Genomic DNA, 22,496 nt, shown 5'->3' with positions numbered 1-22,496 from the left:
TGAACACCAAACCCCTGCGCATCGATATCTGGTCCGACGTGGTCTGCCCCTGGTGCTGGATCGGCAAGCACCGCCTGCGCGCGGCGCTGTCGCAGCTGGGCGAAGCCGGGCAGAACGCGGAAATCCACTGGCATGCGTACCAGCTCGATCCGGAATCCGACGAGACTCCGGTGCCGCTGCGCGAGGCCTACGAGCGCAAGTTCGGGGGTCCTGAGCGCACCGCGCAGATCCTGGCGCAGACCCAGGCAACCGGACGCGCCGAAGGCCTGCCGTTCGACTTCGACCGTGGCCAGGTGCGCGTGAGCACCCTCAAGGCGCACCGGCTGGTCTGGCTGGCCGGCCGCGAAGGCGATGCGGACAAGGTGGGCGAGGCGTTGTTCCGCGCCCACTTCGCCGAAGGTCGCAACCTTGCCGACACGCAGACGCTGGTCGATGCCGGCGCCGCCGGTGGGCTGTCGGCGCAGCGCGTGCGCGCGATGCTCGATTCCGACGAAGGCGTGGCCGAAGTCCGCGCGCAACTGGGCCAGGCCAGCGCGCTGGGCATCCAGGCGGTGCCGACCTTCGTCCTCGACGGGCGCCTGGCAGTGCAGGGCGCGCAGACCCCCGATGTGTTCCGCGATGCATTTGCCCGGCTCGGCATCGTGCCGACGGCGGGCGCCACGGATGCCTGAACCGCCGCGTCGCGGGGCTGCCGCGACCGGCCATCTGCGCGACAATGCGAGGCCGCGCCCCTGGCGCAGCCCCCACCGCCTGGAGTTTTCCGCATGCTCGTGATCGGCGTCGCCGGCACCGAACTTACCGCGCAGGAGCGCGACTGGCTGCAGCACGACGCCTGCGCCGGCGTGATCCTGTTCACCCGCAACTTCGCCTCACGCGACCAGGTCGCCGAGCTCTCGGCCGCGATCCGCGCCGCGGCCGGGCGCCCGCAGCTGATCTGCGTCGACCAGGAAGGCGGTCGCGTGCAGCGTTTCCGCGAAGGCTACAGCGCGCTTCCGCCGCTGCAGGGTTTCGGCAAGCTGTACGCCGACGATCGCGAGGCCGCGCTCAAGCTGGCCGAGGAACACGCCTGGCTGATGGCCACCGAAGTGCAGGCCAGCGGCGTCGACCTCAGCTTCGCCCCGGTCGTCGACCTGGGACGCGGCAACCTGGCGATCGGCAATCGTGCGTTCTCGGAAGATCCCGCGGTCGTCGCCGAATTCACCCGCGCCTATGTGCGCGGCATGCACGCGGCCGGCATGGCCGCCACGCTCAAGCACTTCCCGGGCCACGGCTCGGTGCAGGCCGACACCCATTTCGATGACGCCGTCGACCCGCGCGGGCTCGATGAGCTGCGCGCGACCGACCTGATCCCCTTCGTTGCCGGCATCAACGCCAAGGCCGATGCGGTGATGATGGCGCACGTGAAGTACCCGGCCGTCGCGCCGGAGCCGGCGGGTTATTCGAAGTACTGGATCAACGACGTGCTGCGCCACGAGATGAGTTTCCGCGGCGTGGTCTTCAGCGACGACATCGGCATGAAGGCGGCGTTCTCCGCCGGTGGCGTCAAGGCGCGCATCGACGCGCATTACGATGCCGGCTGCGACGTGGTGCTGGTCTGCCACCCGCAGCTGGTCGAGGAATCGCTGGCGGCCGTGCAGGGGCGCGCGTTCAACACGATGGCGCTGACCGGCCTGATCGGGCGCGGCGCGATGGGTTGGGACGGCCTGCTGGCCGATAGCCGCTACGGGTCTGCGCGTAGCCATCTGGAGGGCCTGGCGTGATGAGCATCCCTGTTGCGAAGACCAATGACCTGGCGGCCGCACTGGCCAATTCCGACCTGCTGATCGACCGGCCCACGCTGGAGCAGGCGATCAGGCAGATGGCCGCGCCGATCCGCGCCGACTACGGTAACGACGACGTGCCGGTCTATCTGACGATCATGCACGGTGGCCTGCCGTTCGCCGCGCAACTGGCGATGGAAGTCGGCGCGCTCGGGCTCGACCTGGAGTTCGACTACCTGCATGCCACCCGCTACCGCGGCACCACCTCCGGCGGCGAGCTGACCTGGAAGCATCGCCCGGCGACGCCGCTGCAGGGCCGCCGCGTGCTGCTGGCCGACGACATCCTCGATGAGGGCCATACGCTGGCCGCGATCCGCGCGTGGTGCCTGGAGCAGGGTGCGCGCGACGTGCGCATCGCCGCGCTGGCGGTGAAGGTGCACGACCGTTGCGTGCCTGGACTGCATGCCGATTACGTCGGCGTCGAGGTGCCGGACCGCTATGTGTTCGGCTATGGCATGGACTACCACGAGCAGGGGCGCAACCTGCCGGCCATCTACGCGTTGAAGGATTGAGCGGATGAGTGGAATCGCATTGGCCGTCATCGGCGGCACGGGCCTGTACAAGCTGGCCGCGCTGCGCGACGTGGAAACGCTGCAACCGTCGACGCGCTTCGGCGCGCCGTCCGGGCCGATCCGGCTCGGCACGCTGGACGGTCACCGCGTTGCCTTCCTCGCCCGCCATGGCGAAGGCCATTCGCTGCCGCCGCACAAGATCAATTACCGCGCCAATCTGGCCGCGCTGCAGTCGCTGGGTGCGCAGCGGGTGCTGGCGCTCAATACGGTCGGCGGCATCGGCGATCGTTTCGGGCCGCGCGTGCTGGCATGCCCGGACCAGTTGATCGATTACACCTGGGGACGGGTGTCAACGATTTGTGAAGAAGAGGGCGCCGAGGTGCTCCATGTCGACTTCGGTGAGCCGTACACGCGCGCACTGAGGCAGGAAGTGGTCGCGGCGGCCGGCAAGGCGGGCGTGGCGATGGTGGCTGGCGGTTGCTACGGCGCCACCCAGGGGCCGCGCCTGGAAACCCGCGCCGAGATTGCCCGGATGCGCCGCGACGGTTGCGATCTGGTCGGGATGACGGGCATGCCCGAGGCCGGCCTGGCGCGCGAATTGGGCCTGGATTACGCCTGTCTGGCCATCGTCGCCAACTGGGCGGCCGGTGCCGGCCCGGACCCGGACGAGGTCATCACGCTGCAGGATGTGCTCGACAACGTGGCCGTGGCGTCGGCCGGTCTGCCGGCGCTGCTGGCGGCATTGCTCGACCGTTCGGCGCCAGGGTGATTGTCAAGCCGGCGTTCAGTTTGCATACTCGACCGGCGCTTGGGTCCGGTTGTCGGGCCCTGCGCGACAACGCATCCAGCATGAGGTTGATAAGGACATGCAGTACGGCACCGTGAAATGGTTCAACGACGCCAAGGGCTTCGGGTTCATTTCGCCCGAGGACGGCAGCGCAGATGTGTTCGCGCATTTCTCTGCGATCAACGCCAAGGGCTTCCGCAGCCTGCAGGAAGGCCAGCGTGTCAGCTACGAGCTGACGCAGGGTCCGAAGGGCGCGCAAGCGTCGAACATCACGCCTGTGGCGTGATCTGACGCGAGCCTGGCAATACCGGCTTGGGAGGCCCCGCATTGCGGGGCCTTTTTTTTGGTCACGGCCAGCGGCGGTAGAGGCCTAGAATCGACCCATGCCCGCGTCGGAGTCGCAGATGGAACCGCTGCCGCCGTTTGCCACGCACCTGGTCGAGAACCAGCCGCCCGAGTTCGGGCCGCGCGATCTGTGGCGCGATGACAGTGCGCTGTCCGAAGCGGTCGTTCGCGAGGGTGGCGGCGACTTTGCCGACGCGCTGGCAATCTATGGCGCGCTGGCGGGCGACGAGTTGTACCGGCTCAGCTTCGATGCTCACCGCGATCGGCCGCGACTGCGGACGCACGACCGCTTTGGCCATCGCATCGACCTGGTCGAGTTCCATCCCAACTATCACCGGGTGATGCAGGCCGGCGTCGAGCATGGGGTGGCGGGGCTGTCGTGGGCGCAGCCGCGGCCGGGTTCGCATGTCGCACGCGCGGCGCTGAGTTATCTGCATCATCAGGTCGAGCCGGGGAGCAGTTGTCCCTTGACCATGACCCATGCCGCGATTCCGGTGCTGCGGCATTCGCCGGCGTTGCACGAGTGGGCGGGCAAGGCGATATCGCCGTACTACGACCCGCGCGATGTCGGCATCGAGCACAAGCTTGGCGTGACCCTGGGCATGGGCATGACCGAGAAGCAGGGCGGCAGCGATGTTCGCGCCAACAGCACGCGCGCCACGGCGCTGGCGGCCGATGGCGAGTATCTGCTGGTCGGGCACAAATGGTTCTTCTCGGCGCCGATGTCCGACGGTTTCCTGGTGCTGGCGCAGGCGCCGGCAGGGCTGACCTGCTTCCTGTTGCCGCGCTGGCGTCCGGACGGTGGCAAGAACGCGTTTCGGCTGATGCGGCTCAAGGACAAGCTGGGCGACTGGTCGAATGCGTCGTCGGAGGTGGAGTTCGACGATGCCTGGGCGTGGCGCATCGGCGAGGAAGGTCGCGGCGTGGCGACCATCATCGAGATGGTGATGCTGACACGCCTGGATTGCATGCTCGGCGCGGCCGCCGAGATGCGCATGGCGCTCGCGCAGGCCATGCACCATACCCACCATCGCCGTACGTTCGGCAAGCGCCTCGCCGAGCACGCGCTGATGCGCAACGTGCTGGCCGACCTGGCCATCGAGGCGGAGGCGGCGATCACGCTGTCGATGCGCGTGGCGCGCGCGGTCGACCGTTCCGCGCTCGACCCGCGCGAAGCCGCCTTCGCCCGCGTCGCCACGGCGATCGGCAAGTACTGGATCTGCAAACGCGCGCCGGCCTTCGTCAACGAAGCCCAGGAGTGCCTGGGCGGTGCCGGTTATGTCGAGGAGTCGATGCTGCCGCGGCTGTACCGGCAGGCGCCGCTCAATTCGATCTGGGAAGGCAGCGGCAACATCCAGTGCCTGGACGTGCTGCGTGCGCTGCAACGTGAGCCGCAGACGGGGCAGGCGCTGCTGGCCGAACTGGACGCGGCATCGCACCTGGATCCGGATTTCGACGCCGAGCTGAAGGCCTTGCGGCCGGTGCTGGTCGGCGAGGCCCAGGTGCCCGAAGTGGAGGCGCGGCGCTGGGTGGAAGCGCTGGCGCTGGCACTGCAGGCGAGCCTGCTGCTGCGCAACGGCAGCCCGATCGCGGAACCGTTCTGCTGCAGCCGGATCGGTGGCGATCACGGCAATGCGCTGGGCACGCTGTCGCGCGATTTCAATCTGGGGCCTCTCATCGCGCGGGCCTGGCCGCCGGATTGAGCGCGCCTCGACTGCGCACGGCTGTACGGTGATGAGGAAGGACGTAGCCCGGGCAATTGGAGCGCACACGGGATCGAACGAGGATCGACCCGGGTGACACACGTCCTTGCCCGGGCTACGGAAACTGGCCGCGCCGCGCTACCAGATGCCGATCCGCGGTTCGAAGGAGCGGCTCTTGACGTGGTGCGTCGCCTGGACGTTGATGCTGCTCGGCACGAAGCTGTTGCTCTTGTATTCGACGTCGAAGCTGAGCCGGTCAAACAGGCCCTCGTCGCGCAGGCAGAGCAGTGTCTCGGTCACCAGGTCCTTGATCTCGGGGATGCCGGCGGGCACGAAGATCAGGTTGTGCTGCTCCTGGGTGCCACCGAACTCCTCGGGGTAGAGCGTGACCTCGAACAGCAATCCCTGTTCCACCAGGCGACGTGCAACCTCGCGCGAACTCACATGGGAGTAATCGGTTGCCGGTTTCACAGTCGCCGGTCGCGACTGGGCGATGCCGGGCGTTGTGAGGGCTGCGTGTGAAGTGGGCGTCATGGAGCACCTCCGCGCGGTTCGACTCAACCCGAGGGTGCTTGCGTGCAATGGCCAAGCCAATGAGAAACGTCTCAAACACGCGTGAGCGCGGGCGCAACCCCGCGGATGGGGGCTCAGTGGCTCAGTCGAGGAACTGCAGCCTCGCCAGTTCGGCGTACAGCCCGTCCTGCGCCAGCAACTGCGCGTGCGTGCCTTCGGCGACGATGCGGCCGTGGTCCATGACGACGATCCGGTCGGCCTTCAACACCGTGGCCAGGCGGTGCGCGATGACCAGCGTCGTACGCCCTTCCATCAGGGTTTCCAGCGCCTTCTGCACGGCCCGCTCGCTCTGCGCGTCGAGGGCGCTGGTGGCTTCGTCGAGCAGCAGGATCGGGGCGTCCTTGAGCAGGGCGCGGGCGATGGCGATGCGCTGCTGCTGGCCGCCGGACAGGCGCGCGCCGCGCTCGCCCAGTTCGGTGTCCAGGCCCTGCGGCATCGCGGCGACGAAGTCGGCGGCATGCGCGGCGGCCACGGCGCGGTCGACGTCGGCGTCATCGGCATCCAGGCGGCCGTAGCGGATGTTCTCGCGCGCGCTGCTGGCGAAGATGGTCGGCTGCTGCGGCACCAGTGCGATGGACTCGCGCAGGTCCGGTAGCGCCAGCTGGCGGATGTCGACGCCGTCGATATCCACCTGGCCCGACTGCGGATCGTGGAAGCGCAGCAGCATCGAGAACACCGTGCTCTTGCCGGCGCCGGAAGGGCCGACCAGGGCGACGGTCTCGCCCGGGCGTACGCGCAGGCTGAAGCCTTCCAGCGCCGCCGCATCGGGACGCTGCGGGTAATGGAAGGTGACGTTGTCGAAGGCGATTTCGCCCCGCAGCGGTTTTGGCAGCACGGTCGGATGCGGCGGCGACGCGACCGCGGTTTCCTCGACCAGCAGTTCGCTGATCCGGCCCATGCCGCCGGCCGCGCGCTGCAGCTCGTTCCAGACCTCGGCCAGTGCGCCGACCGAGCCGCCGCAGAGCAGGGCATACAGCACGAACTGGCCGAGCGTGCCGGCGCTCATGCGGCCGGCGAGGACATCGTGCGCACCCGACCACAGCACCAGCGTGATCGCGCCAAACACCAGCATGATCGCGATCGCGGTGACCCAGGCCTGCGCCTGGATGCGCCGGCGGGCGGTGTCAACCGCGGTTTTCACCGCGCTGCCGAAGCGGCCCTGCTCGTAGGGTTCGCGCGCATGCGCCTGGACCGTGCGCACGGCGCCGAGGGTTTCGTTGGCGAGCGCGTTGGCATCGGCGATGCGGTCCTGGCTGGTGCGGGAAATCTTCTTCAGGCGGCGGCCGCCGACGACGATCGGCAGCACCGCCAGCGGGATGCCGACCAGGGCGAACGCGGCCAGTCGCGGACTGGTGAAGAACAACATCGCGATGCTGCCCAGCACGGTCACCGAACTGCGCAGCGCCACCGACATGCTCGAGCCGACGACGCTGCGCAGCAGTTCGGCGTCGGCGGTCAGGCGCGATACCAGCTCGCCACTGCGGTTGCGGTCGTGGAAGCCGGCATCTAGGCCGATCAGGTGTGCGTACAGGCGTTCGCGCAGATCGGCGACGACGCGTTCGCCCAATAGCGACACGAAGTAGAAACGCGCGGCGGTCGCCAGGGCCAGCGCCACGGCGACGGCGAACAGCAGCGCGAAGGTGCGGTCGATCGCGCCGCCGCCCTGGGTGAAGGCCTGGTCGATCATCGTGCCGAAGGCCTTGGGGAAGGTCAGCGTGGCGGCGCTCGACGCCGCCAGCGACACCAGCCAGGCGACGAACAGGGCGCGGTGCTGGCGCACGAATGGCCACAGCGTGCGCAGGTTGCCGATGGGGGCCTTGGTCTGGGTGGCGTCAACGCGAGCGTTCATGGCGATCCGGGTCACTCAGATATCGGGGAATTCGTCGCCGAAGCGCACCCGGTCACGAGTGGCGTCGCGAAGCCTGACTTTCAAGGGCGGCAGCTCTGCGGCCGGCAAACGCAGGCGCAGTTGTGCGCCGTGGGCGCCGAAGCGTTCGTCGAGTTTCTCGGCCGCGTGGGCGGACAGGGCCGCGTGCACGGTGCCGGTGTCCTCGAAGGGATAGTCGAGTTCGACAGTGACATGGGCGACGAGAATGCGCCTGGGCGCCACGCGCAGGCACTCCGCCGCGCTGCCGCCATAGGCGCGCACCAGGCCGCCGGCACCGAGCTTGATGCCGCCGAACCAGCGCGTGACCACGGCCACCACCTGGTCCAGGCCCTGGCCGTCGATCGCCGCCAGGATCGGCCGACCGGCGGTGCCGGCCGGTTCGCCATCATCGTTGAAGCGGTATTCGCTGCCGATCCGGTAGGCCCAGCAGTTGTGGGTCGCGTCCGGGTCGCCGACCGCGGCGATGAACTCCAGCGCCGCTTGCGGCGCGGTTACCGGGGCGGCATGGACGATGAAGCGGCTGTGCTTGACCTCGAGCAGGAACGAGGTCGGCGTGGCCAGCGTGGCGTTGCTCATCGCGCAGGATCGGCGAGCGCGCGCAGGTCGTCGGGCAGGCTCAGGCGAGGGTGGGTCTTGCGCAACAGCGCCAGGCTCTCGCGAGCGCCGGAGACGTCGCCAGCGTCGCGCCGATCACGGATGCGCTGCAGCCACTGTTCCGGTTCCAGGGCGCGATCGTTGCGCACCGGCAGGTCGGCGACGGACATGCGGCTGCCGGTGACTTCGATGCGGTCCAGGGTGCCGCTCGTTGCATCGGTGTCGGACGCTTGCGCTGCATCGGCCGCCACGGACGCTCCGGCGGCCTTCGCAGCGGCCTGCGCGCTCTGCTCGCGCCGCGCCTGCGCATCGTCCATCAGGGACTTGCGCTGGGCGGCGTCGGATTGCGCGGCGGCGCGCTGCCGGTACTCGCTTTCGGCGGCGGCCTCGGCGACCGGGGCCGACGCAGGTGCCGGCGCTGGCGCCGGCGCAAACACCGGTGCCGGCGCTGGCGCCGACACGGCAGGGGCATAACTGTCGCTACGGGCGGCAGCCGTCGCCGGATGGGAGTGTTGCGGATCGACCGCCTCATCGAGGAAGTGGCCTTCCTGCACAGGGGCTCGCGCATCCGGCGCAGCTTCGCGCTTGGCCGCCATTGGCGCCATGGGAGCGGTGTTCACGGCGCGCGCAGCCGCCGGTGAGCCGGTCTGCGCGGGAGGCGGTGGCGGCGCATTGCCCGTCGCCGCTGCGGCCGCGGTAGCCGTGGTGGGCGGTTCGGACCGCCTGATCACTTCAGCGGTGACAAAGCCGAAGTCGCTTTCGTCGCGGGGCGCCTTCGGCGCGGGGGCCGAAGGACGCAGTTGCCAGACCACGCCCACCGCCAGTGCCAGCACCGCGGCCATGCCAGCGCCGGTGACCAGGGTGGCCGGTATGCCGGTCAGGGCCAGCCAGCGCCCGCTCCGGCGCGGGGCGACGGCGGCGTGCGCGGCGGCGAGGATCTTCGCGTCGAGCACCGGCGAAGGACCGTCGTGCGGCCCCAGTCGCGCCAGGCGGTCTGCCAGGGCGCGTTCCTCGGGGGTCAACGGTTCGTCGAAGGGATGGCTCATGGTTCAGTCGCTCAGCTCGCTCAAACCGGCACGCAGCTTGTCCATCGCGTACCGCAGTCGCGATTTCACCGTTTCCCGGCCGACCCCGGTAATGGCGCCGATGTCCTCCAGGCTCATTTCCTGCTCCAGCCGCAACAGCACCACCTCGCGCTGCTCCTCGGGCAGCGCCGCGATCGCCAGCTGCAGGCGCCGGCGCTGTTCGAATTCAGACAGTTCCCGCTCCGGGCTGCTCGGGTCGGGCACCCTGGCGGCGCGCTCGTCGCCGTCCTCGGGGGCGGGCGGCCGGTGCTTGAGGCCGCGCCAGTGGTCGTTGAGGCGATTGTGGGCGATGCGGAACAGCCAGGTCCTGAACGCGGCGTCGGGCTTCCAGCCCTGGCGCGCGGTGATCACCCGCTGCCAGACGTCCTGGAAGAACTCGTCGGCGAGGGCGTTGTCGCGCAGCTGGCGCAGCAGGAACCGGTACAACGGCCCGCGGTGGCGCGCATAGAGAACCTCGAAGGCAGCCGTGTCCCCGCCGGTCCAGGCCAGCATCAACAGGTCGTCGCTCGGATCCTCGCCCGCATTCATCCGCGGCAGGTTACGGGCTGGAGCCGCGGACGGGAAGCGCAAGGGCAGGGGTGCGGTCAGTTCCAGGGCCAGGCTCATATCAGATGAACGGATCGCAGTTCACGACGGGGTTGATCCACGTACGTGCGGAGGCGCGTTATCCTTCGCCGTCTGTCCAGGGGCTCCATCCGCAGTGTCGAACCGCAGCAGGCCAAAGGCCGTCCGAATCGTGAATGCCGGCTACGGGCGCGATTCGCTGGCCGACACCCTGCACGAAGCCCTGCCGTTCGGCTCCGAGGTGGCGGTGCTGTGGCGCGATCCGCACACCGGCATTTCCGCCGGCTCGGCCTCGCCTGGCGCCACCAGCGCCCTGGCCAGCCGCGCCGAGGTGCTGCTGCAGCGCAGCCCGGCCGGCCAGCATTCGCATCGGATCGAAATCGCCTGGACCACGGTCGAGGCCGTTCGCGTGGCCATCGCCGTGCAGTTGCCAGGACCGGTGTTGCCCGAAGTGCGCGACGTCTGGCTGGCGATGGCGCAGCGCGTGGTCGCCTCGCACCTGGTCGCATTGCGCACCCTGGCGCGGGCCGAGTCGCTGGAGAAATCCGAGCGCCTGCAGCAGGCCTTGTTCGAGATTGCCGACCTGGCCGGTTCGGACCTGGAACTGGCCGACATGCTGCGCCGGATCCACACCGTGGTGGCCGGCCTGATGTACGCGGCCAATCTCTACATCGTGCTGTACGACGACGTCCGCGACTGCCTGCGCTTCCTGTACTTCGCCGACCAGGTCGACACCTACGTCGCCGAACCCGAGCGCGACATCGCCATCGACGACATGCCCAACAGCGTGACCGTGGCGCTGCTGCGCCATGGCGAACCGCTGCAGGGACCGTCGGAACTGATCCGCGACCGCCTCGGCGTTCCTCGCGATGCACGCCATGGTCCCGACAGCGAGGACTGGCTGGGCGTGCCGATGCGCCGCGAAGACCGCATCTGCGGCGCGATCGTGGTGCAGAGCTACGACCGCCCGGATGTCTACGGCGAAGAAGAGCGTGCGCTGCTCTCGTTCGTGGCGCAGCACATCCTGACCGCGCTCGACCGCTTCCACGCCCGCGAAGAGCTCGAGCGCCGCGTCGAGGAACGCACCCAGGCGCTGCAGCTGAGCAACCGTGACCTGCAGGCCGAGATCATCGAGCGCCAGCGCGCCGAGCGCCTGCAACGCGCGCTGTTCCGCATCGCCGAACTGTCGATCACCTCCGAGACGCTCGAGCGCTTCTACACCCAGGTCCACGACGTCGTCAGCGACCTGCTGTACGCGCGGAATTTCTATATCGCGCTGGTGTCGGAGGACGGCGAAGGGCTGGAGTTCCCGTACTCGATCGACGAGCGCGACTCCAGTCGCGAGAACCGCAAGCTCGCCTCGGGCCTGACCGAATACGTGATCGCGCGCGGCCGCGCCCTGCTGGCCGACCGCAAGCGCATTGCCGCGCTGGAATCGCAGGGACTGGTCCGCAGCCGTGGCTCGCTGGCGCACTGCTGGCTGGGCGTGCCGCTGTTCCGCAACGAGTCGGTGGTGGGCGTGATCACCGTGCAGAGCTACTCGCCGGCGATCACCTTCAGTGTCCGCGACCAGGAACTGCTGACCTTCGTCGCCCACCACATCAGTATCGGCCTGGCGCGCAAGCAGGCGCAGGATCGCCTGGTGTCCGCGCATGCCGAGCTGGAGCAGCGCGTCGACTCGCGCACCCGCGAGCTGGCCCAGGCCAACACCGAGCTGCTGTCGCAGATCGGCGAGCGCCTGCGCGTGGAGCAGCAGCTGACCCACCAGGCGATGCATGACGCGCTGACAGGCCTGCCTAACCGCAGCCAGCTGCTCGACCGCCTGGCGCAGGCGATCGCGCGGGCGCGCAGCGAACAGCAGCGCACGTTCGCGGTGCTGTTCCTCGACCTCGACCGCTTCAAGCTGGTCAACGACAGCGTCGGCCATTCCGCCGGCGACGAGCTGCTGGTCGAAGCCGGGCGCCGGATTGTCGAGGCCGTCCGCGGCGACGACACCGTCGCGCGCCTGGGCGGCGACGAGTACGCGATCCTGATCGAGGACATCGACGGCCCCGAAGTGGCCGAAGAACTGGCCCAGCGTGTCCTGCGCGCCCTCGGTGAACCGTGCTGGGTCGCCGGTCGCGAAGTGTTCCCCTCGGCCAGCCTCGGCATCGCGCTGTGGCATCCGCGTTATCGCACCGGCGCCGAACTGCTGCGCGACGCCGACGCCGCCATGTACCGGGCCAAGGCCGCCGGCCGCGACCGCTGCGCCATATTCGACGAGGCCATGCGCGAGGAAGCCGTGCGCATCCTCGACCTCGAGGCCGACCTGCGACGCGCCATCAATGGCGATGGCTTCGTCGCCTTCTACCAGCCGATCGTGCGTCTGGACGACCATCGCGTGATCGGCCACGAGGCGCTGCTGCGCTGGCGCCACGAGCGCCGCGGCCTGCTCACGCCCAGCGAGTTCATCGGCGTGGGCGAGGACAGCGGCCTGATCGAGGAAGTCGACTGGATCCTCTATGCCCAGGTCATGGAGGAACTCGCCCGCGGTGGCGAAGGCTACATTTCGGTCAACGTCTCGCCGCGGCATTTCCGTTCCGGCGACTTTGCCGATCGCCTGCTGCGGATGATCGACAACGCCGGCGCCGATCCGCACCGGTTGCGCATCGAGATCACCGAGGTGGCGCTGCTCGACGACGTGCCGCGCGCGCTGCGGATGCTGCGCACGCTGCGCAGCCATGGCGTGCTCGCCCAGCTCGATGACTTCGGCACCGGCTTCTCGGCGCTGTCGTACCTGCACCGGTTCCCGATCGAGTGCCTGAAAATCGACCAGAGCTTCGTCTCCGGCCTGATCGGCGACGCCCAGCCCGAGAGTGTCGCGGTGGTGCGCGCGATCCAGGCGCTGGCCGGCACGCTGGGCATCCATACCATCGGCGAGGGCGTGGAGACCGAAGCCCAGCGCGCGGCCCTGCGCGAACTGGGCTGCACCTACGGCCAGGGTTATCTGTTCGGCTATCCGGCCGAGCGGTCGCACACGCAGGCCCTTTTGCGCGCCGCCGTCTCGGGTTGACGCGTTGACCGTGCCGGTGGCAGGAGCCAGCGCGCTGGCCCCTGCGGCGGTTCAGTCCGGGCTTACTGGCCCATGCCAATGCGCGTCTGGTTTTCGCTGCCGATCTGCGCCTGCGCCAGTTTCATCAGCTCCAGCAGTTCCGTGCGTTCGCCGTTCGGGTCGCGTCCCTTCGCGGCCGTCGCCGTGCGGATCATGTCGTCGAGGCTCCAGCCGTCCATGCGGCTGCCGCCGCGAAGCGCATCGGCGAAGCCAGCGACGGCGCTGGCGAATCGCAGCGCCTCGTCGGGTTCGCGCACCAGCTGCGAGGTCAGGATCGGAGTCTCGATCAGGCGGCTCTGGCCTTGGTCGGGCAACTTCTGGTCGGGCAACTTGTAGCGCAGCCGCAGGTGGGCGACTTCGTTGCGCGCGTTCTCCTGCGTGGTCTTCGGGGCTGCACTGCCGTAACGCAACGACGCCACGCGCTGCGCCGGTGACGACACCGGCGTGATCTCGTACAGCGCGGTCACTTCATGGCCGGCACCGATGTCGCCGGCATCGACCTTGTCGTTGCTGAAGTCCTCGCGCTGCAGGATGCGGTTCTCGTAGCCGATCAGGCGGTACTCGGCGACCTGGGCCGGATTGAACTCGATCTGCACCTTCACGTCGCGGGCGATGGTCATCAGGGTCGAACTCATCTGATCGACCAGCACCTTGCGGGCTTCACGCAGACTGTCGATGTAGGCATGGTTGCCGTCGCCGACGTCGGCCAGCTGCTCGGCCATCGCATCGTTGTAGTTGCCGCTGCCGAAGCCGAGCGTGGTCAGGGCGATGCCGTGCTTGCGCTGGTCGCCGACCAGCGTTTCCAGCGCTTCCTGGTCGACCGTGCCGACATTGAAATCGCCGTCGGTGGCGAGGATCACCCGGTTCACGCCGTTGTCGACATGGGCCTGTCGCGCCATCGCGTAGGCCAGGCGGATGCCGTCGCCACCGTTGGTGCTGCCGCCGGCCTCGAGGCGATCCAGCGCGGCAAGGATCTCGCCGTGGTGGTCGCCCGGCGTGGGCGCCAGCACCAGCCCGGCACTGCCGGCATAGACCACGATCGAAACCCGGTCCTGGCTGCGCAGCTGCGGGATCAGCTGGCGCAGCGATTGTTTGACCAGCGGCAGCTTGTCGGGCGAATCCATCGAGCCGGACGTGTCGATCAGGAACACCAGGTTGGCCGGGGCCAGGGTCGCCTTCGGCACGTCGTAGCCCTTGATGCCGACCATCAGCAACTGGCGCTGCGGATTCCAGGGTGCGACCGCCAGCTCGGTCGTCACCCGGAACGGCACCTCGCGTGTGCCCGGCGCGCGGTGGCCGTAGTCGAAGTAGTTGATGAACTCCTCGGCGCGCACCGCGTCGGCCGGTGGTCGGACGCCTTCGTTGAGCATGCGTCGCACGTTGGCGTAGCTGCCGGTGTCGACATCGACCGAGAACGTGGACACCGGTTGTTCGGCGGCGCGGTGCACCGGGTTGTCGGTGATGGCGGCGTAGCGCTCGGTGTTGGCAGGAGGCGGGCTGGCGAGCACGGCCATGGGCATCGGCATCGGCGCCTGGACCGAAGCCGGCGCCGCTGCGTAATCCACTCTCGACCCGGTCACTTCGATCCTGTCCAGCGTCGACGAATCCGGCATGGCCGCAGCCGGAGGCGGTGCCAGCGACTTCCGGGCGGCCTGCTGGCGCGTGCGCCCTGCTGCAGTTGGACCGGCCTCCCTGGCCGTGGCCTCGGCAGCGGCAACGGCCTGGGCGGCAACGGCGCGCGCTTCGGCTCGCGCGGCTGATTCGTCCTTGCCTTCGGCCACGCCGGACTCGCCCGTCGTCTGGCAGGCCGCCAGCACCAGCGCGACGGCAACGAACAGGGCAGGACGAACGAGGGGAGTGCGCTTTACCTGGGTGTTCATGGTGCTGTCTCCGGTTGGGTTGGATGGTCCAACGAGCGGAGACAGCAAACGGGGTTGCGCCGGAGCCGCCGGCGTGGCGATGGCTCAGGCCGGGTCGCGGATCACCAGCAGGCGTTGTTCGGTCATGTCCTCGATGGCATAGCGCACGCCCTCGCGGCCCAGCCCGGAATGCTTCACTCCGCCGTAGGGCATGTTGTCGACACGGAAGCTGGGGACGTCGCCGACGATCACGCCGCCGACGTCGAGGCGGTCCCAGGCGCGCATGGCATGGTCGAGGCGGCCGGTGAACACGCCGGCCTGCAGGCCGAAGTCGCTGTCGTTGACCAGGTCGATGGCCTGGTCGAAGTTGTCGAACGGTTGCATCAGCGCGACCGGGGCGAAGGCTTCCTTTCGATAGAGGTCGCTGGTGCGCGGCACGCCTTCGAGCAGCGTCGCCGGTACCATGTTGCCGTTGCGCAGGCCACCGGCCAGGCGCTTGGCGCCGCCCTTGCGCGCCGCCTCGATCCAGCTGTCGATGCGCTTGGCCGCGGCCTCGTCGATCATCGGGCCAATGAAGGTCTTCTCGTCGCGCGGGTCGCCCATCGGCAGCTTCGCCACTGCCGCCTTGAGCTTCTTGCGCAGCCGGTCGTAGATGGCCGCATGCGCGTAGATGCGCTGCACGCTGATGCAGCTCTGCCCGCTCTGGTAATAGGCGCCAAAGACCAGTCGCTCAACGACGCGGTCGAGCGGCATGCCGGGATCGTCGTCGATGATGCACGCGGCATTGCCGCCCAGTTCCAGCGTGACTTTCTTGCGCCCGGCGCGCGCTTTCAGATCCCAGCCGATCAGTCCGCCGGTGAAACTGAGCAGCGCGATGCGTTCGTCTTCCACCAGCTGCGCGGCGTCCTGGGTCGAGCAGGTCAGCACCGAGAACGCGCCCTTGGGCAGATCGGTCTCGGCCAGGATCTCGGCGATGATGAGCGCGCCGATCGGGGTCTTCTCCGAGGGCTTGAGCACGAACGGGCAGCCCGCCGCGAGCGCCGGTGCGACCTTGTGCGCGACCAGGTTCAGCGGGAAATTGAACGGGGTGATGAAGCTGCACACGCCGATCGGCACGCGCTTGACCATGCCGCGGTAACCGCGCGTGCGCTTGGAGATCTGCAGCTCGATGATCTCGCCGTCGATGCGCGTCGCCTCGCCGGCGGCGATGCGGAATGTGTCGATGAGGCGGGTGACCTCGCCGCGGGCATCGGCGATGGGCTTGCCGGCTTCGATGCACAGCGCCAGCGCCAGCTCGTCGAAACGTTCCTGGAAGCGGGCGACGCAATGCTCGAGCACGTCGCGGCGCGCGTCCGGCGGGAATGCCGCAACCGCCTCGCGCGCCTGGCAGGCAGCCACGATCGCCTTGCGTACGGCGGTTGCGTCGGCCAGGGCGACGCGGGTGGCGCGCTTGCCGCTGTACTTGTCCAGCACGTCGAGGTCGGTGTTGGCGGCGACCGGACGATTGGCAAGGTAGTAGGGATAGCTGGCCATCAGGCCGGAGGCGGCGCGCTTGGACTTGGCCATGTCGTTCTCCGTGGGGGAATCGGAACAGGATGGGACAGGAGGCGTCACGTCACTGCACGGCGGCGCTCAACCCGGGGATCTCTTCGTTGAGCATGCGGTCGTCGTCGCTGTAGTCGATGGGCAGCTCGATCAGATCGATGCCCGGGGTGTCGAGCGCGCGCTGCAGCATCGGTGCGAACTCGTCGGCCGAGGCCGGGCGGTGACCGCGTGCGCCATAGCTTTCGGCATAGCGTACGAAGTCCGGATTGCCCAGGTCCATGCCGAAGCTGGGATAGCGCTCGTGCGCCTGCTTCCACTTGATCATGCCGTAAGCGTCATCGCGCAGTACCAGCACGGTGATGTCGAGGCCCAGGCGGACCGCCGTCTCCAGTTCCTGCGAGTTCATCATGAAGCCGCCGTCGCCGCACACCGCCAGTACGCGCCGGTCCGGGCAGACGATGCGCGCGGCGATCGCCGAGGGCAGGCCGGCGCCCATGGTCGCCAGGGCGTTGTCGAGCAGCAGCGTGTTGGGTTCGCGGCAGCGGTAGCAGCGGGCGAACCAGAGTTTGTAGAGGCCGTTGTCGAGGCAGGCCACGTCGCGCGGGCCCATGACCGCGCGCACGTCGGCGACGAGCCGCTGCGGGGCCATCGGGAAACAATCGTCGTCGCTGCGGTCGACCAGGTTGGCCAGCAAGGCCGTGCGCACGCGATCGAAGAAGCCGAAGTCCCAGTGCGCCTGCGGCAACAACGTCTCGCCCAGTTGCCAGACCGTGTTGGCGATGTCGCCGACGACCTCGATCTGCGGGAAGTAGACCGCGTCCACTTCGGCGCTTTCGTAATTGACATGGATCACGGTGCGCCGCCCTTCGCGCATGAAGAACGGTGGCTTCTCGATCACGTCGTGGCCGATGTTGACGATGCAGTCGGCGGCGTCGATGGCGCGGTGGACGAAATCGTGATCGGACAGGGCGGCGTTGCCGAGCCACAGCGGGTGCAGCTCGTCGATCACGCCCTTGCCCATCTGCGTGCTGAAGAACGGGATGCCGAGCTTGTCGATCAGCGAGCGCAGTTGCCGCGCCGTGGTCTTGCGGTTGGCGCCGGCGCCGATCATCAGCAGCGGGTGGCGGGCCTGGCTGATCGCGGCGGCGGCGTGGGCAATGGCCTTGTCGTCGCCGATCGGTCGGCGTGAGAACGAAGCGGGGATCACCCGCGCGCTGGTGTCGTCGCCGGCGATGTCCTGCGGCAGCTCCAGGTGGGTCGCGCCGGGACGTTCCTCCTCGGCGCGGCGGAAGGCCTCGCGCACGCGCGCCGGGATCGCGTCGGCAGAAACAATCTGGCGTGTGTACTTGGTCAGCGGCCGCATCGTGTCGACCACGTCGACGATCTGGAAATGGCCCTGGCGACTGCTCTTGATCGGCTTCTGCCCGGTGATCATCAGCATCGGCATCGCGCCCAGCTGTGCGTACGCTGCCGGCGTCACCAGGTTGGTCGCGCCCGGCCCCAACGTCGACAGGCATACGCCGGCCTTGCCGGTGAGGCGGCCGTAGGTGGCGGCCATGAAACCTGCACCCTGTTCGTGGCGGGTCAGGACCAGGCGGATGCTCGACGTGCGCAGGGACTCGAGCAGGTCGAGGTTCTCCTCGCCCGGGATGCCGAAGACATACTCCACGCCCTCGGCTTCCAGCGCGGCGACGAACAGATCGGAGGCTTTGGTCACGCACGCGTCCTCGGGCACGGGTCCGCGCATCGTAGCGGGGGCCGTGTGAGGGTCGGGGTGATGTTTCAGTCGTCCTTGTGTTCGACCCGGACGTTCAGCTGGCCATCGCTCAGGCGTGCCGCGAGGCGATCGCCCGGCGCTGCGTCCAGCACGCTGCGCACGATGCGTCCGTCGGCGTGCTGCAGGATCGAATAACCGCGGGCGACCGTGGCCAGCGGGCTCACGGCTTCGAGCGAGCGGGCCAAGCCGCGCAGGTGCATGGCGTCCTTGGCCAGGCGACGCACGATCGCCGCCTGCGGGCGCGGTTGCAGCGCGGCCAGGCGTTCGCGCAGGCGTGCGATGCGGCGCTGCGGGTGCGCGGCGCGCAGCACGGCATCGGCGTGGCGCAGGCGCGCGCGCTCGCGTTCGAGCTGCTGGCGCCAGGCGGCGTTGAGGCGGCGCAACGCTTCGCGCTGTTGCCGTCCCAGCGCTTCCAGGCGCGCCTGCGGGCGCAGGGCATTGAGCCGCAGCGCGGCCCGGTCCGCGCGCTGCATGGCCTGGCGCAGGCGTTGCGCGTGCAGGTTGCGCAGACGCGATTCGAGGATGCGCAGGCGGTGCAGCAGGTCCTCGCGATTGGGCGCCAGCAGTTCGGCGGCCACCGACGGCGTCGGTGCGCGCACGTCAGCGGCGAAGTCGCTGAGGCTGAAGTCGGTTTCGTGGCCCACTGCCGACACGATCGGCACCGGCGATGCCGCGATCGTGCGTGCCAGGCGTTCGTCGTTGAAGGCCCACAGGTCCTCGAGCGAGCCGCCGCCGCGGGCCAGCACCAGCACGTCATAGCGCGCCGATGCGATGGCCCGCTGCAGCATCGCCACGATCTGCGCGGCCGCGCCTTCGCCCTGGACCTGCACCGGCAGCACGTCGGCCTCGACCAGCGGAAAGCGCCGCGCCAGCACGCTCAGCACATCGCGCACGGCGGCGCCGCTGGGCGAGGTGATCACGCCGATGCGGCGGGCAAAGCGCGGCAAGGCGCGTTTGCGTTCGTTGTCGAACAGGCCTTCGGCGGCCAGGCGTGCGCGCAGTTCCTCGAAGGCACGCCGCAGCGCGCCCTCACCGGCCTCTTCCATGTGGTCGAACACCAGCTGGTACTCGCCACGGGCCTCGTAAAGGGTCAGGCGGCCACGCCCGAGCACACGCAGGCCTTCGCGCGGAACGAACTTGAGCCAGCTGCTCTTGGGCCGGAACATCGCGCAGCGGACCTGTGCGCGCGCGTCCTTCAGGGTGAAGTAGAGGTGGCCCGACGAGGGCCGCGAGACGTTGCCCAGCTCGCCCTCGATCCACACCTGCGGGAATGCCCCTTCCAGCAGATCGCGCGCCAGCGTGTTCAGCTGGCTGGGCGTCAGCACCTGGTCGGCGTGGCCGCCCGGGCCCGGTTCGGTGGGGAAGTCGTTCATGGACTGCTGGATGTCACGGCCGGTCAAGGTAGCGCAGCGGCCGCCACGGGTCACGCCCGGGTCACCTCCGGGTCATGCCGGAGGTAGGGCTGGCGGTGGGCCTGGCCTACAATGGCGGCCATGAATTCACATGCTCCCGCGCCTTGCGCACACCCCGGCTTCGGTCCGCTCCCGCGCCGCCTGACGCGTTCGGTTCGCATCGGCGGCGTCGAAGTCGGCGGCGGCCAGCCGGTGGTCGTACAGTCGATGACCAACACCGATACCGCCGACGTCGCCTCGACCACCAAGCAGGTCGCCGAGCTGTGGCGGGCAGGCTCGGAAATGGTGCGGGTGACGGTCAATACCGTCGAAGCCGCCGCCGCGGTGCCGCGCATCGTCGACAAACTGGCGATGATGGGCGTGGAGGTGCCGATCATCGGCGACTTCCACTACAACGGCCACCAGCTGCTGACCGCCGAACCGGCCTGCGCCGAAGTGCTGGCGAAGTACCGCATCAACCCGGGCAACGTCGGTTTCGGCAAGAAGCGGGACAGCCAGTTCGCCACGCTGATCGAGATGGCGATCAGGCACGGCAAGCCGGTGCGCATCGGCGCCAACTGGGGCTCGCTCGACCAGGCCCTGGCCGCGCAGCTGATGGACGAGAACCACAAGCTGGCCGAGCCGCGCGAGGCCGCCGAAGTGCTGCGTGAGGCGCTGATCCGCTCGGCGCTGGATTCGGCCGCGCGCGCGGTCGAGATCGGCCTGCCGGCCGACCGCATCGTCCTCAGCGCCAAGGTCAGCGGCGTTCAGGAATTGATTGCCGTGTACCGCGAGCTCGCCCGTCGTGGCGACTACGCGCTGCACCTGGGCCTGACCGAGGCCGGCATCGGCAGCAAGGGCATCGTCGCCTCCAGCGCCGCGCTTTCCGTTCTGCTGCAGGAAGGCATCGGCGACACCATCCGCATCTCGCTGACGCCCGAGCCGGGCCAGTCGCGCACCAACGAAGTCATCGTCGCCCAGGAGCTGCTGCAGACCATGGGTCTGCGCGCGTTCACGCCGATGGTCACTGCCTGCCCGGGCTGCGGCCGCACCACCAGTTCGTTCTTCCAGGAGCTGGCGCAGAAGGTGCAGGAGCACGTGCGGGCGAAGATGCCGGTGTGGAAGATCAGCCATCCCGGCGCCGAGAACCTGACGCTGGCGGTGATGGGTTGCGTGGTCAACGGTCCCGGCGAGTCGCGCCACGCCAACATCGGCATCTCGCTGCCGGGCACCGGTGAGGCGCCGTCGGCGCCGGTGTTCGAGGACGGCGAGAAGACCGTGACGCTGCGCGGCGAGAACATCGCCCACGAGTTCGTCGAGCTGATCGACCAGTACGTCGAGCGCAAGTACGGCGCGGGCGCCGACGCAGCGCGTGCCGGCTGAGGGCAGCGACGCGCTCAGCCAGGAACTGCGCTACGGCGCAGGCGTGTTGCGCCGCCACGGCGGCCGATTGTTGCTGGTGTTCCTCGGCCTGCTGCTGCCGCTGTGGGGCTTCGCCGGTCTCGCCGAGGAGATCCACGAGCGCGAAGCCATCTTCTTCGACGAACCCATCCTGCACTTCGCCCACGGCCTGGCCGGCGCGGGATTCGATGGCTTCTTTCTGCTGCTATCGCGGATCGGTTACCTGTGGGGCGTGGTGCCGTTCGACATCGCGCTGGTGCTGATGCTGGCGTTGCTGCGCAAGTACCGCGAGGCCACGTTTGCGGCGATCGCGCTGGCCGGCTCGGCGCTGCTGAACATCGCGGCCAAGGTGGCGTTCGCGCGCGAGCGGCCGTCGTTGTGGGATTCGATCGCGCCCGAGCACAACTTCAGTTTCCCCAGCGGCCACGCGATGGGCTCGATGACGTTGGCCTGGGTGCTGGTGCTGTTGGCCTGGCACACACGTTGGCGCTGGCCGGTGACGGCGTTGATGCTGGCGTTCGTGGTGCTGGTTGGGTTCTCGCGGGTGTACCTGGGAGTGCATTACCCGTCGGACATTCTGGCCGGGTGGGCAGCAGCCAGTGTGTGGGCGGTGGCCGTGTACCTGCTGGTGTACTGGGGCAGCCTGCGGCCGTGGCGCTGATTACTCGCCCGGCGTAGCCGCGGCGCTCGGCGCAGTCGTTGCTGCGCGTCGCATCAATACCGCCTCGCGATGGGCGATGTACGCGTTGGCCGAGAGGATGATCGCCGCGCCGGCCCAGGTCCAGGCATCGACGCTTTCGCCAAACCACAGCCAGCCCGCGGTCGCGACCAGTGGCAGCTGCATGAAGCTGATCGGCGTCAGCGCCGAAACTTCGCCGAGCTTGAGCGCATGGGTCCAGAGCACCTGCCCGCCGGTGCCGAAAATGCCCGCGCCAATCACCCACAACCAGGCGATACCCTGCGGCCATTCCCAAACCCACAGTGCCGGCAGCAGCGACATCGGCACCCAGAACAGATAGGTGTAAAGCACGATCGTGTTGGCGGCATCGATACGCGACAGTTGCTTGATCTGGATCGCAACGACGCCGCTGAGCACGGCCGCCAGCAATGCGATCAGGCTGCCGGCAGTGAACTGCGCCGAGCCCGGCCGCACGATCACCAGCACGCCGACGAAACCTATCGCCACCGCCGCCCAGCGCCGGGCGCGGACGTGCTCGCCCAGGAAGAATGCCGCGGCGATGGTGACGAACACCGGCGTGGAATACGACAGCGAGATCGCCTGCGCCAGCGGCAGGTGGCCGATCGCCCAGAACCCGGCCAGCATCGAACCGATGCCGATCGCGCAGCGGACGAAATAGCGCGGCAACTGGCGCGTGCGCAGGGCCGCGCGGTCGACGCCGGCGACCAGCGGCAGCACCGCCACCAGGCCGAAGAAGTTGCGGAAGAATGCGATCTCGAACGTGTGCAGCGTCGCCGATGCCAGGCGGATCGTGATCGCCATGGCGCCGAAGCACAGCGTGCTGGCCAGCATGAGGCCCGCCGCGCGCATCGGGGTGGACGT

The 22,496-nt window shown here is 69.0% G+C and carries 19 protein-coding genes; 9 read left to right on the top strand and 10 right to left on the bottom strand.

Features of this window, described 5'->3' with window-relative positions:
* Positions 1-14: 14 nt before the first annotated feature.
* The 6 genes from AB4Y64_RS03060 (at position 15) to AB4Y64_RS03035 (ending at position 5,167) form a co-directional block, all read left to right on the top strand.
* Positions 15-671, top strand: a complete 657-nt coding sequence (locus AB4Y64_RS03060) for a DsbA family oxidoreductase (RefSeq protein ID WP_441815222.1) — start codon at positions 15-17, stop codon at positions 669-671.
* Between the two features lie 93 nt (positions 672-764).
* Positions 765-1,760 (top strand): beta-N-acetylhexosaminidase, encoded by a 996-nt coding sequence (nagZ, locus tag AB4Y64_RS03055; RefSeq protein WP_441814963.1) that lies wholly within the window; start codon positions 765-767, stop codon positions 1,758-1,760.
* The gene (locus tag AB4Y64_RS03050) at positions 1,760-2,332 is read left to right on the top strand and encodes a hypoxanthine-guanine phosphoribosyltransferase (RefSeq protein ID WP_441814962.1); all 573 of its coding nucleotides are present in this window, start codon (positions 1,760-1,762) and stop codon (positions 2,330-2,332) included. The genes nagZ and AB4Y64_RS03050 overlap by 1 nt, the downstream gene beginning before the upstream one ends.
* 4 nt (positions 2,333-2,336) lie before the next feature.
* Positions 2,337-3,101, top strand: coding sequence for an S-methyl-5'-thioinosine phosphorylase (locus AB4Y64_RS03045; protein ID WP_441814961.1), 765 nt, complete (start codon positions 2,337-2,339; stop codon positions 3,099-3,101).
* A gap of 97 nt (positions 3,102-3,198) precedes the next feature.
* Positions 3,199-3,405: a cold-shock protein gene (locus AB4Y64_RS03040; RefSeq protein WP_158733706.1), complete on the top strand. Its 207-nt coding sequence runs from the start codon at positions 3,199-3,201 to the stop codon at positions 3,403-3,405.
* A gap of 97 nt (positions 3,406-3,502) precedes the next feature.
* Positions 3,503-5,167, top strand: coding sequence for an acyl-CoA dehydrogenase family protein (locus tag AB4Y64_RS03035; RefSeq protein ID WP_441814960.1), 1,665 nt, complete (start codon positions 3,503-3,505; stop codon positions 5,165-5,167).
* A 138-nt stretch (positions 5,168-5,305) separates the two neighbouring features.
* On the opposite strand, the gene AB4Y64_RS03030 is transcribed toward AB4Y64_RS03035, so the two are convergent.
* From AB4Y64_RS03030 to AB4Y64_RS03010, 5 genes are all read right to left on the bottom strand, one after another.
* On the bottom strand, positions 5,306-5,701 hold the full coding sequence (locus tag AB4Y64_RS03030; protein ID WP_441814959.1) for a hypothetical protein: 396 nt from the start codon (positions 5,699-5,701) through the stop codon (positions 5,306-5,308).
* A 121-nt stretch (positions 5,702-5,822) separates the two neighbouring features.
* A complete protein-coding gene (locus tag AB4Y64_RS03025; RefSeq protein ID WP_441814958.1) occupies positions 5,823-7,589 on the bottom strand; it encodes an ABC transporter transmembrane domain-containing protein in 1,767 nt (588 codons plus the stop codon).
* 15 nt (positions 7,590-7,604) lie between these two features.
* Positions 7,605-8,204: an IMPACT family protein gene (locus AB4Y64_RS03020; protein ID WP_441814957.1), complete on the bottom strand. Its 600-nt coding sequence runs from the start codon at positions 8,202-8,204 to the stop codon at positions 7,605-7,607.
* A complete protein-coding gene (locus AB4Y64_RS03015; protein ID WP_441814956.1) occupies positions 8,201-9,268 on the bottom strand; it encodes a hypothetical protein in 1,068 nt (355 codons plus the stop codon). The genes AB4Y64_RS03020 and AB4Y64_RS03015 overlap by 4 nt, the downstream gene beginning before the upstream one ends.
* Before the next feature lie 3 nt (positions 9,269-9,271).
* Entirely contained in the window at positions 9,272-9,835 is a 564-nt protein-coding gene (locus AB4Y64_RS03010) for an RNA polymerase sigma factor (protein ID WP_441815221.1), read from the bottom strand.
* 208 nt (positions 9,836-10,043) lie between these two features.
* On the opposite strand from AB4Y64_RS03010, the gene AB4Y64_RS03005 reads away from it, so the two are divergent.
* Positions 10,044-12,923 (top strand): bifunctional diguanylate cyclase/phosphodiesterase, encoded by a 2,880-nt coding sequence (locus AB4Y64_RS03005; RefSeq protein WP_441814955.1) that lies wholly within the window; start codon positions 10,044-10,046, stop codon positions 12,921-12,923.
* Between the two features lie 62 nt (positions 12,924-12,985).
* Here AB4Y64_RS03005 and AB4Y64_RS03000 read toward each other — a convergent pair whose 3' ends face one another.
* The 4 genes from AB4Y64_RS03000 to xseA all read right to left on the bottom strand — a co-directional run bounded on the left by AB4Y64_RS03000 (position 12,986) and on the right by xseA (position 19,516).
* The gene (locus tag AB4Y64_RS03000) at positions 12,986-14,842 is read right to left on the bottom strand and encodes a vWA domain-containing protein (RefSeq protein ID WP_441814954.1); all 1,857 of its coding nucleotides are present in this window, start codon (positions 14,840-14,842) and stop codon (positions 12,986-12,988) included.
* An 84-nt stretch (positions 14,843-14,926) separates the two neighbouring features.
* Positions 14,927-16,387, bottom strand: coding sequence for an aldehyde dehydrogenase family protein (locus AB4Y64_RS02995; RefSeq protein WP_441814953.1), 1,461 nt, complete (start codon positions 16,385-16,387; stop codon positions 14,927-14,929).
* Positions 16,388-16,436: 49 nt separating this feature from the next.
* Entirely contained in the window at positions 16,437-18,083 is a 1,647-nt protein-coding gene (locus AB4Y64_RS02990; RefSeq protein ID WP_441814952.1) for an acetolactate synthase large subunit, read from the bottom strand.
* Positions 18,084-18,148: 65 nt separating this feature from the next.
* The gene (gene xseA / locus AB4Y64_RS02985) at positions 18,149-19,516 is read right to left on the bottom strand and encodes an exodeoxyribonuclease VII large subunit (protein ID WP_441814951.1); all 1,368 of its coding nucleotides are present in this window, start codon (positions 19,514-19,516) and stop codon (positions 18,149-18,151) included.
* Between the two features lie 120 nt (positions 19,517-19,636).
* Here xseA and ispG point away from each other — a divergent pair, with 120 nt between their 5' ends.
* Both ispG and AB4Y64_RS02975 read left to right on the top strand, forming a co-directional pair.
* Positions 19,637-20,917, top strand: a complete 1,281-nt coding sequence (gene ispG, locus AB4Y64_RS02980; protein WP_441814950.1) for a flavodoxin-dependent (E)-4-hydroxy-3-methylbut-2-enyl-diphosphate synthase — start codon at positions 19,637-19,639, stop codon at positions 20,915-20,917.
* Positions 20,907-21,596, top strand: a complete 690-nt coding sequence (locus AB4Y64_RS02975) for a phosphatase PAP2 family protein (RefSeq protein WP_441814949.1) — start codon at positions 20,907-20,909, stop codon at positions 21,594-21,596. Before ispG ends, AB4Y64_RS02975 begins: the two co-directional genes overlap by 11 nt.
* On the opposite strand, the gene AB4Y64_RS02970 is transcribed toward AB4Y64_RS02975, so the two are convergent.
* Complete coding sequence (locus AB4Y64_RS02970) at positions 21,597-22,484, bottom strand: DMT family transporter (RefSeq protein WP_441815220.1); 888 nt, start codon at positions 22,482-22,484, stop codon at positions 21,597-21,599.
* Positions 22,485-22,496 lie beyond the last annotated feature (12 nt).

The sequence above is a fragment of the Lysobacter sp. TAF61 genome (genome assembly GCF_052113485.1).
GTDB lineage: Bacteria > Pseudomonadota > Gammaproteobacteria > Xanthomonadales > Xanthomonadaceae > Lysobacter_J.
Note: the sequence above shows the minus strand (reverse complement) of the source record. Positions and strands in the feature narration are given on the sequence as shown.

Coding starts and splice junctions, on each gene's coding strand:
- nagZ (WP_441814963.1), top strand. CDS start 765: ATGCTCGTGATCGGCGTCGCCGGCACCGAACTTACCGCGCAGGAGCGC.
- AB4Y64_RS03050 (WP_441814962.1), top strand. CDS start 1,760: ATGAGCATCCCTGTTGCGAAGACCAATGACCTGGCGGCCGCACTGGCC.
- AB4Y64_RS03045 (WP_441814961.1), top strand. CDS start 2,337: ATGAGTGGAATCGCATTGGCCGTCATCGGCGGCACGGGCCTGTACAAG.
- AB4Y64_RS03040 (WP_158733706.1), top strand. CDS start 3,199: ATGCAGTACGGCACCGTGAAATGGTTCAACGACGCCAAGGGCTTCGGG.
- AB4Y64_RS03035 (WP_441814960.1), top strand. CDS start 3,503: ATGCCCGCGTCGGAGTCGCAGATGGAACCGCTGCCGCCGTTTGCCACG.
- AB4Y64_RS03030 (WP_441814959.1), bottom strand. CDS start 5,701: ATGACGCCCACTTCACACGCAGCCCTCACAACGCCCGGCATCGCCCAG.
- AB4Y64_RS03025 (WP_441814958.1), bottom strand. CDS start 7,589: ATGAACGCTCGCGTTGACGCCACCCAGACCAAGGCCCCCATCGGCAAC.
- AB4Y64_RS03020 (WP_441814957.1), bottom strand. CDS start 8,204: ATGAGCAACGCCACGCTGGCCACGCCGACCTCGTTCCTGCTCGAGGTC.
- AB4Y64_RS03015 (WP_441814956.1), bottom strand. CDS start 9,268: ATGAGCCATCCCTTCGACGAACCGTTGACCCCCGAGGAACGCGCCCTG.
- AB4Y64_RS03010 (WP_441815221.1), bottom strand. CDS start 9,835: ATGAATGCGGGCGAGGATCCGAGCGACGACCTGTTGATGCTGGCCTGG.
- AB4Y64_RS03000 (WP_441814954.1), bottom strand. CDS start 14,842: ATGAACACCCAGGTAAAGCGCACTCCCCTCGTTCGTCCTGCCCTGTTC.
- AB4Y64_RS02995 (WP_441814953.1), bottom strand. CDS start 16,387: ATGGCCAAGTCCAAGCGCGCCGCCTCCGGCCTGATGGCCAGCTATCCC.
- xseA (WP_441814951.1), bottom strand. CDS start 19,516: ATGAACGACTTCCCCACCGAACCGGGCCCGGGCGGCCACGCCGACCAG.
- ispG (WP_441814950.1), top strand. CDS start 19,637: ATGAATTCACATGCTCCCGCGCCTTGCGCACACCCCGGCTTCGGTCCG.
- AB4Y64_RS02970 (WP_441815220.1), bottom strand. CDS start 22,484: ATGCGCGCGGCGGGCCTCATGCTGGCCAGCACGCTGTGCTTCGGCGCC.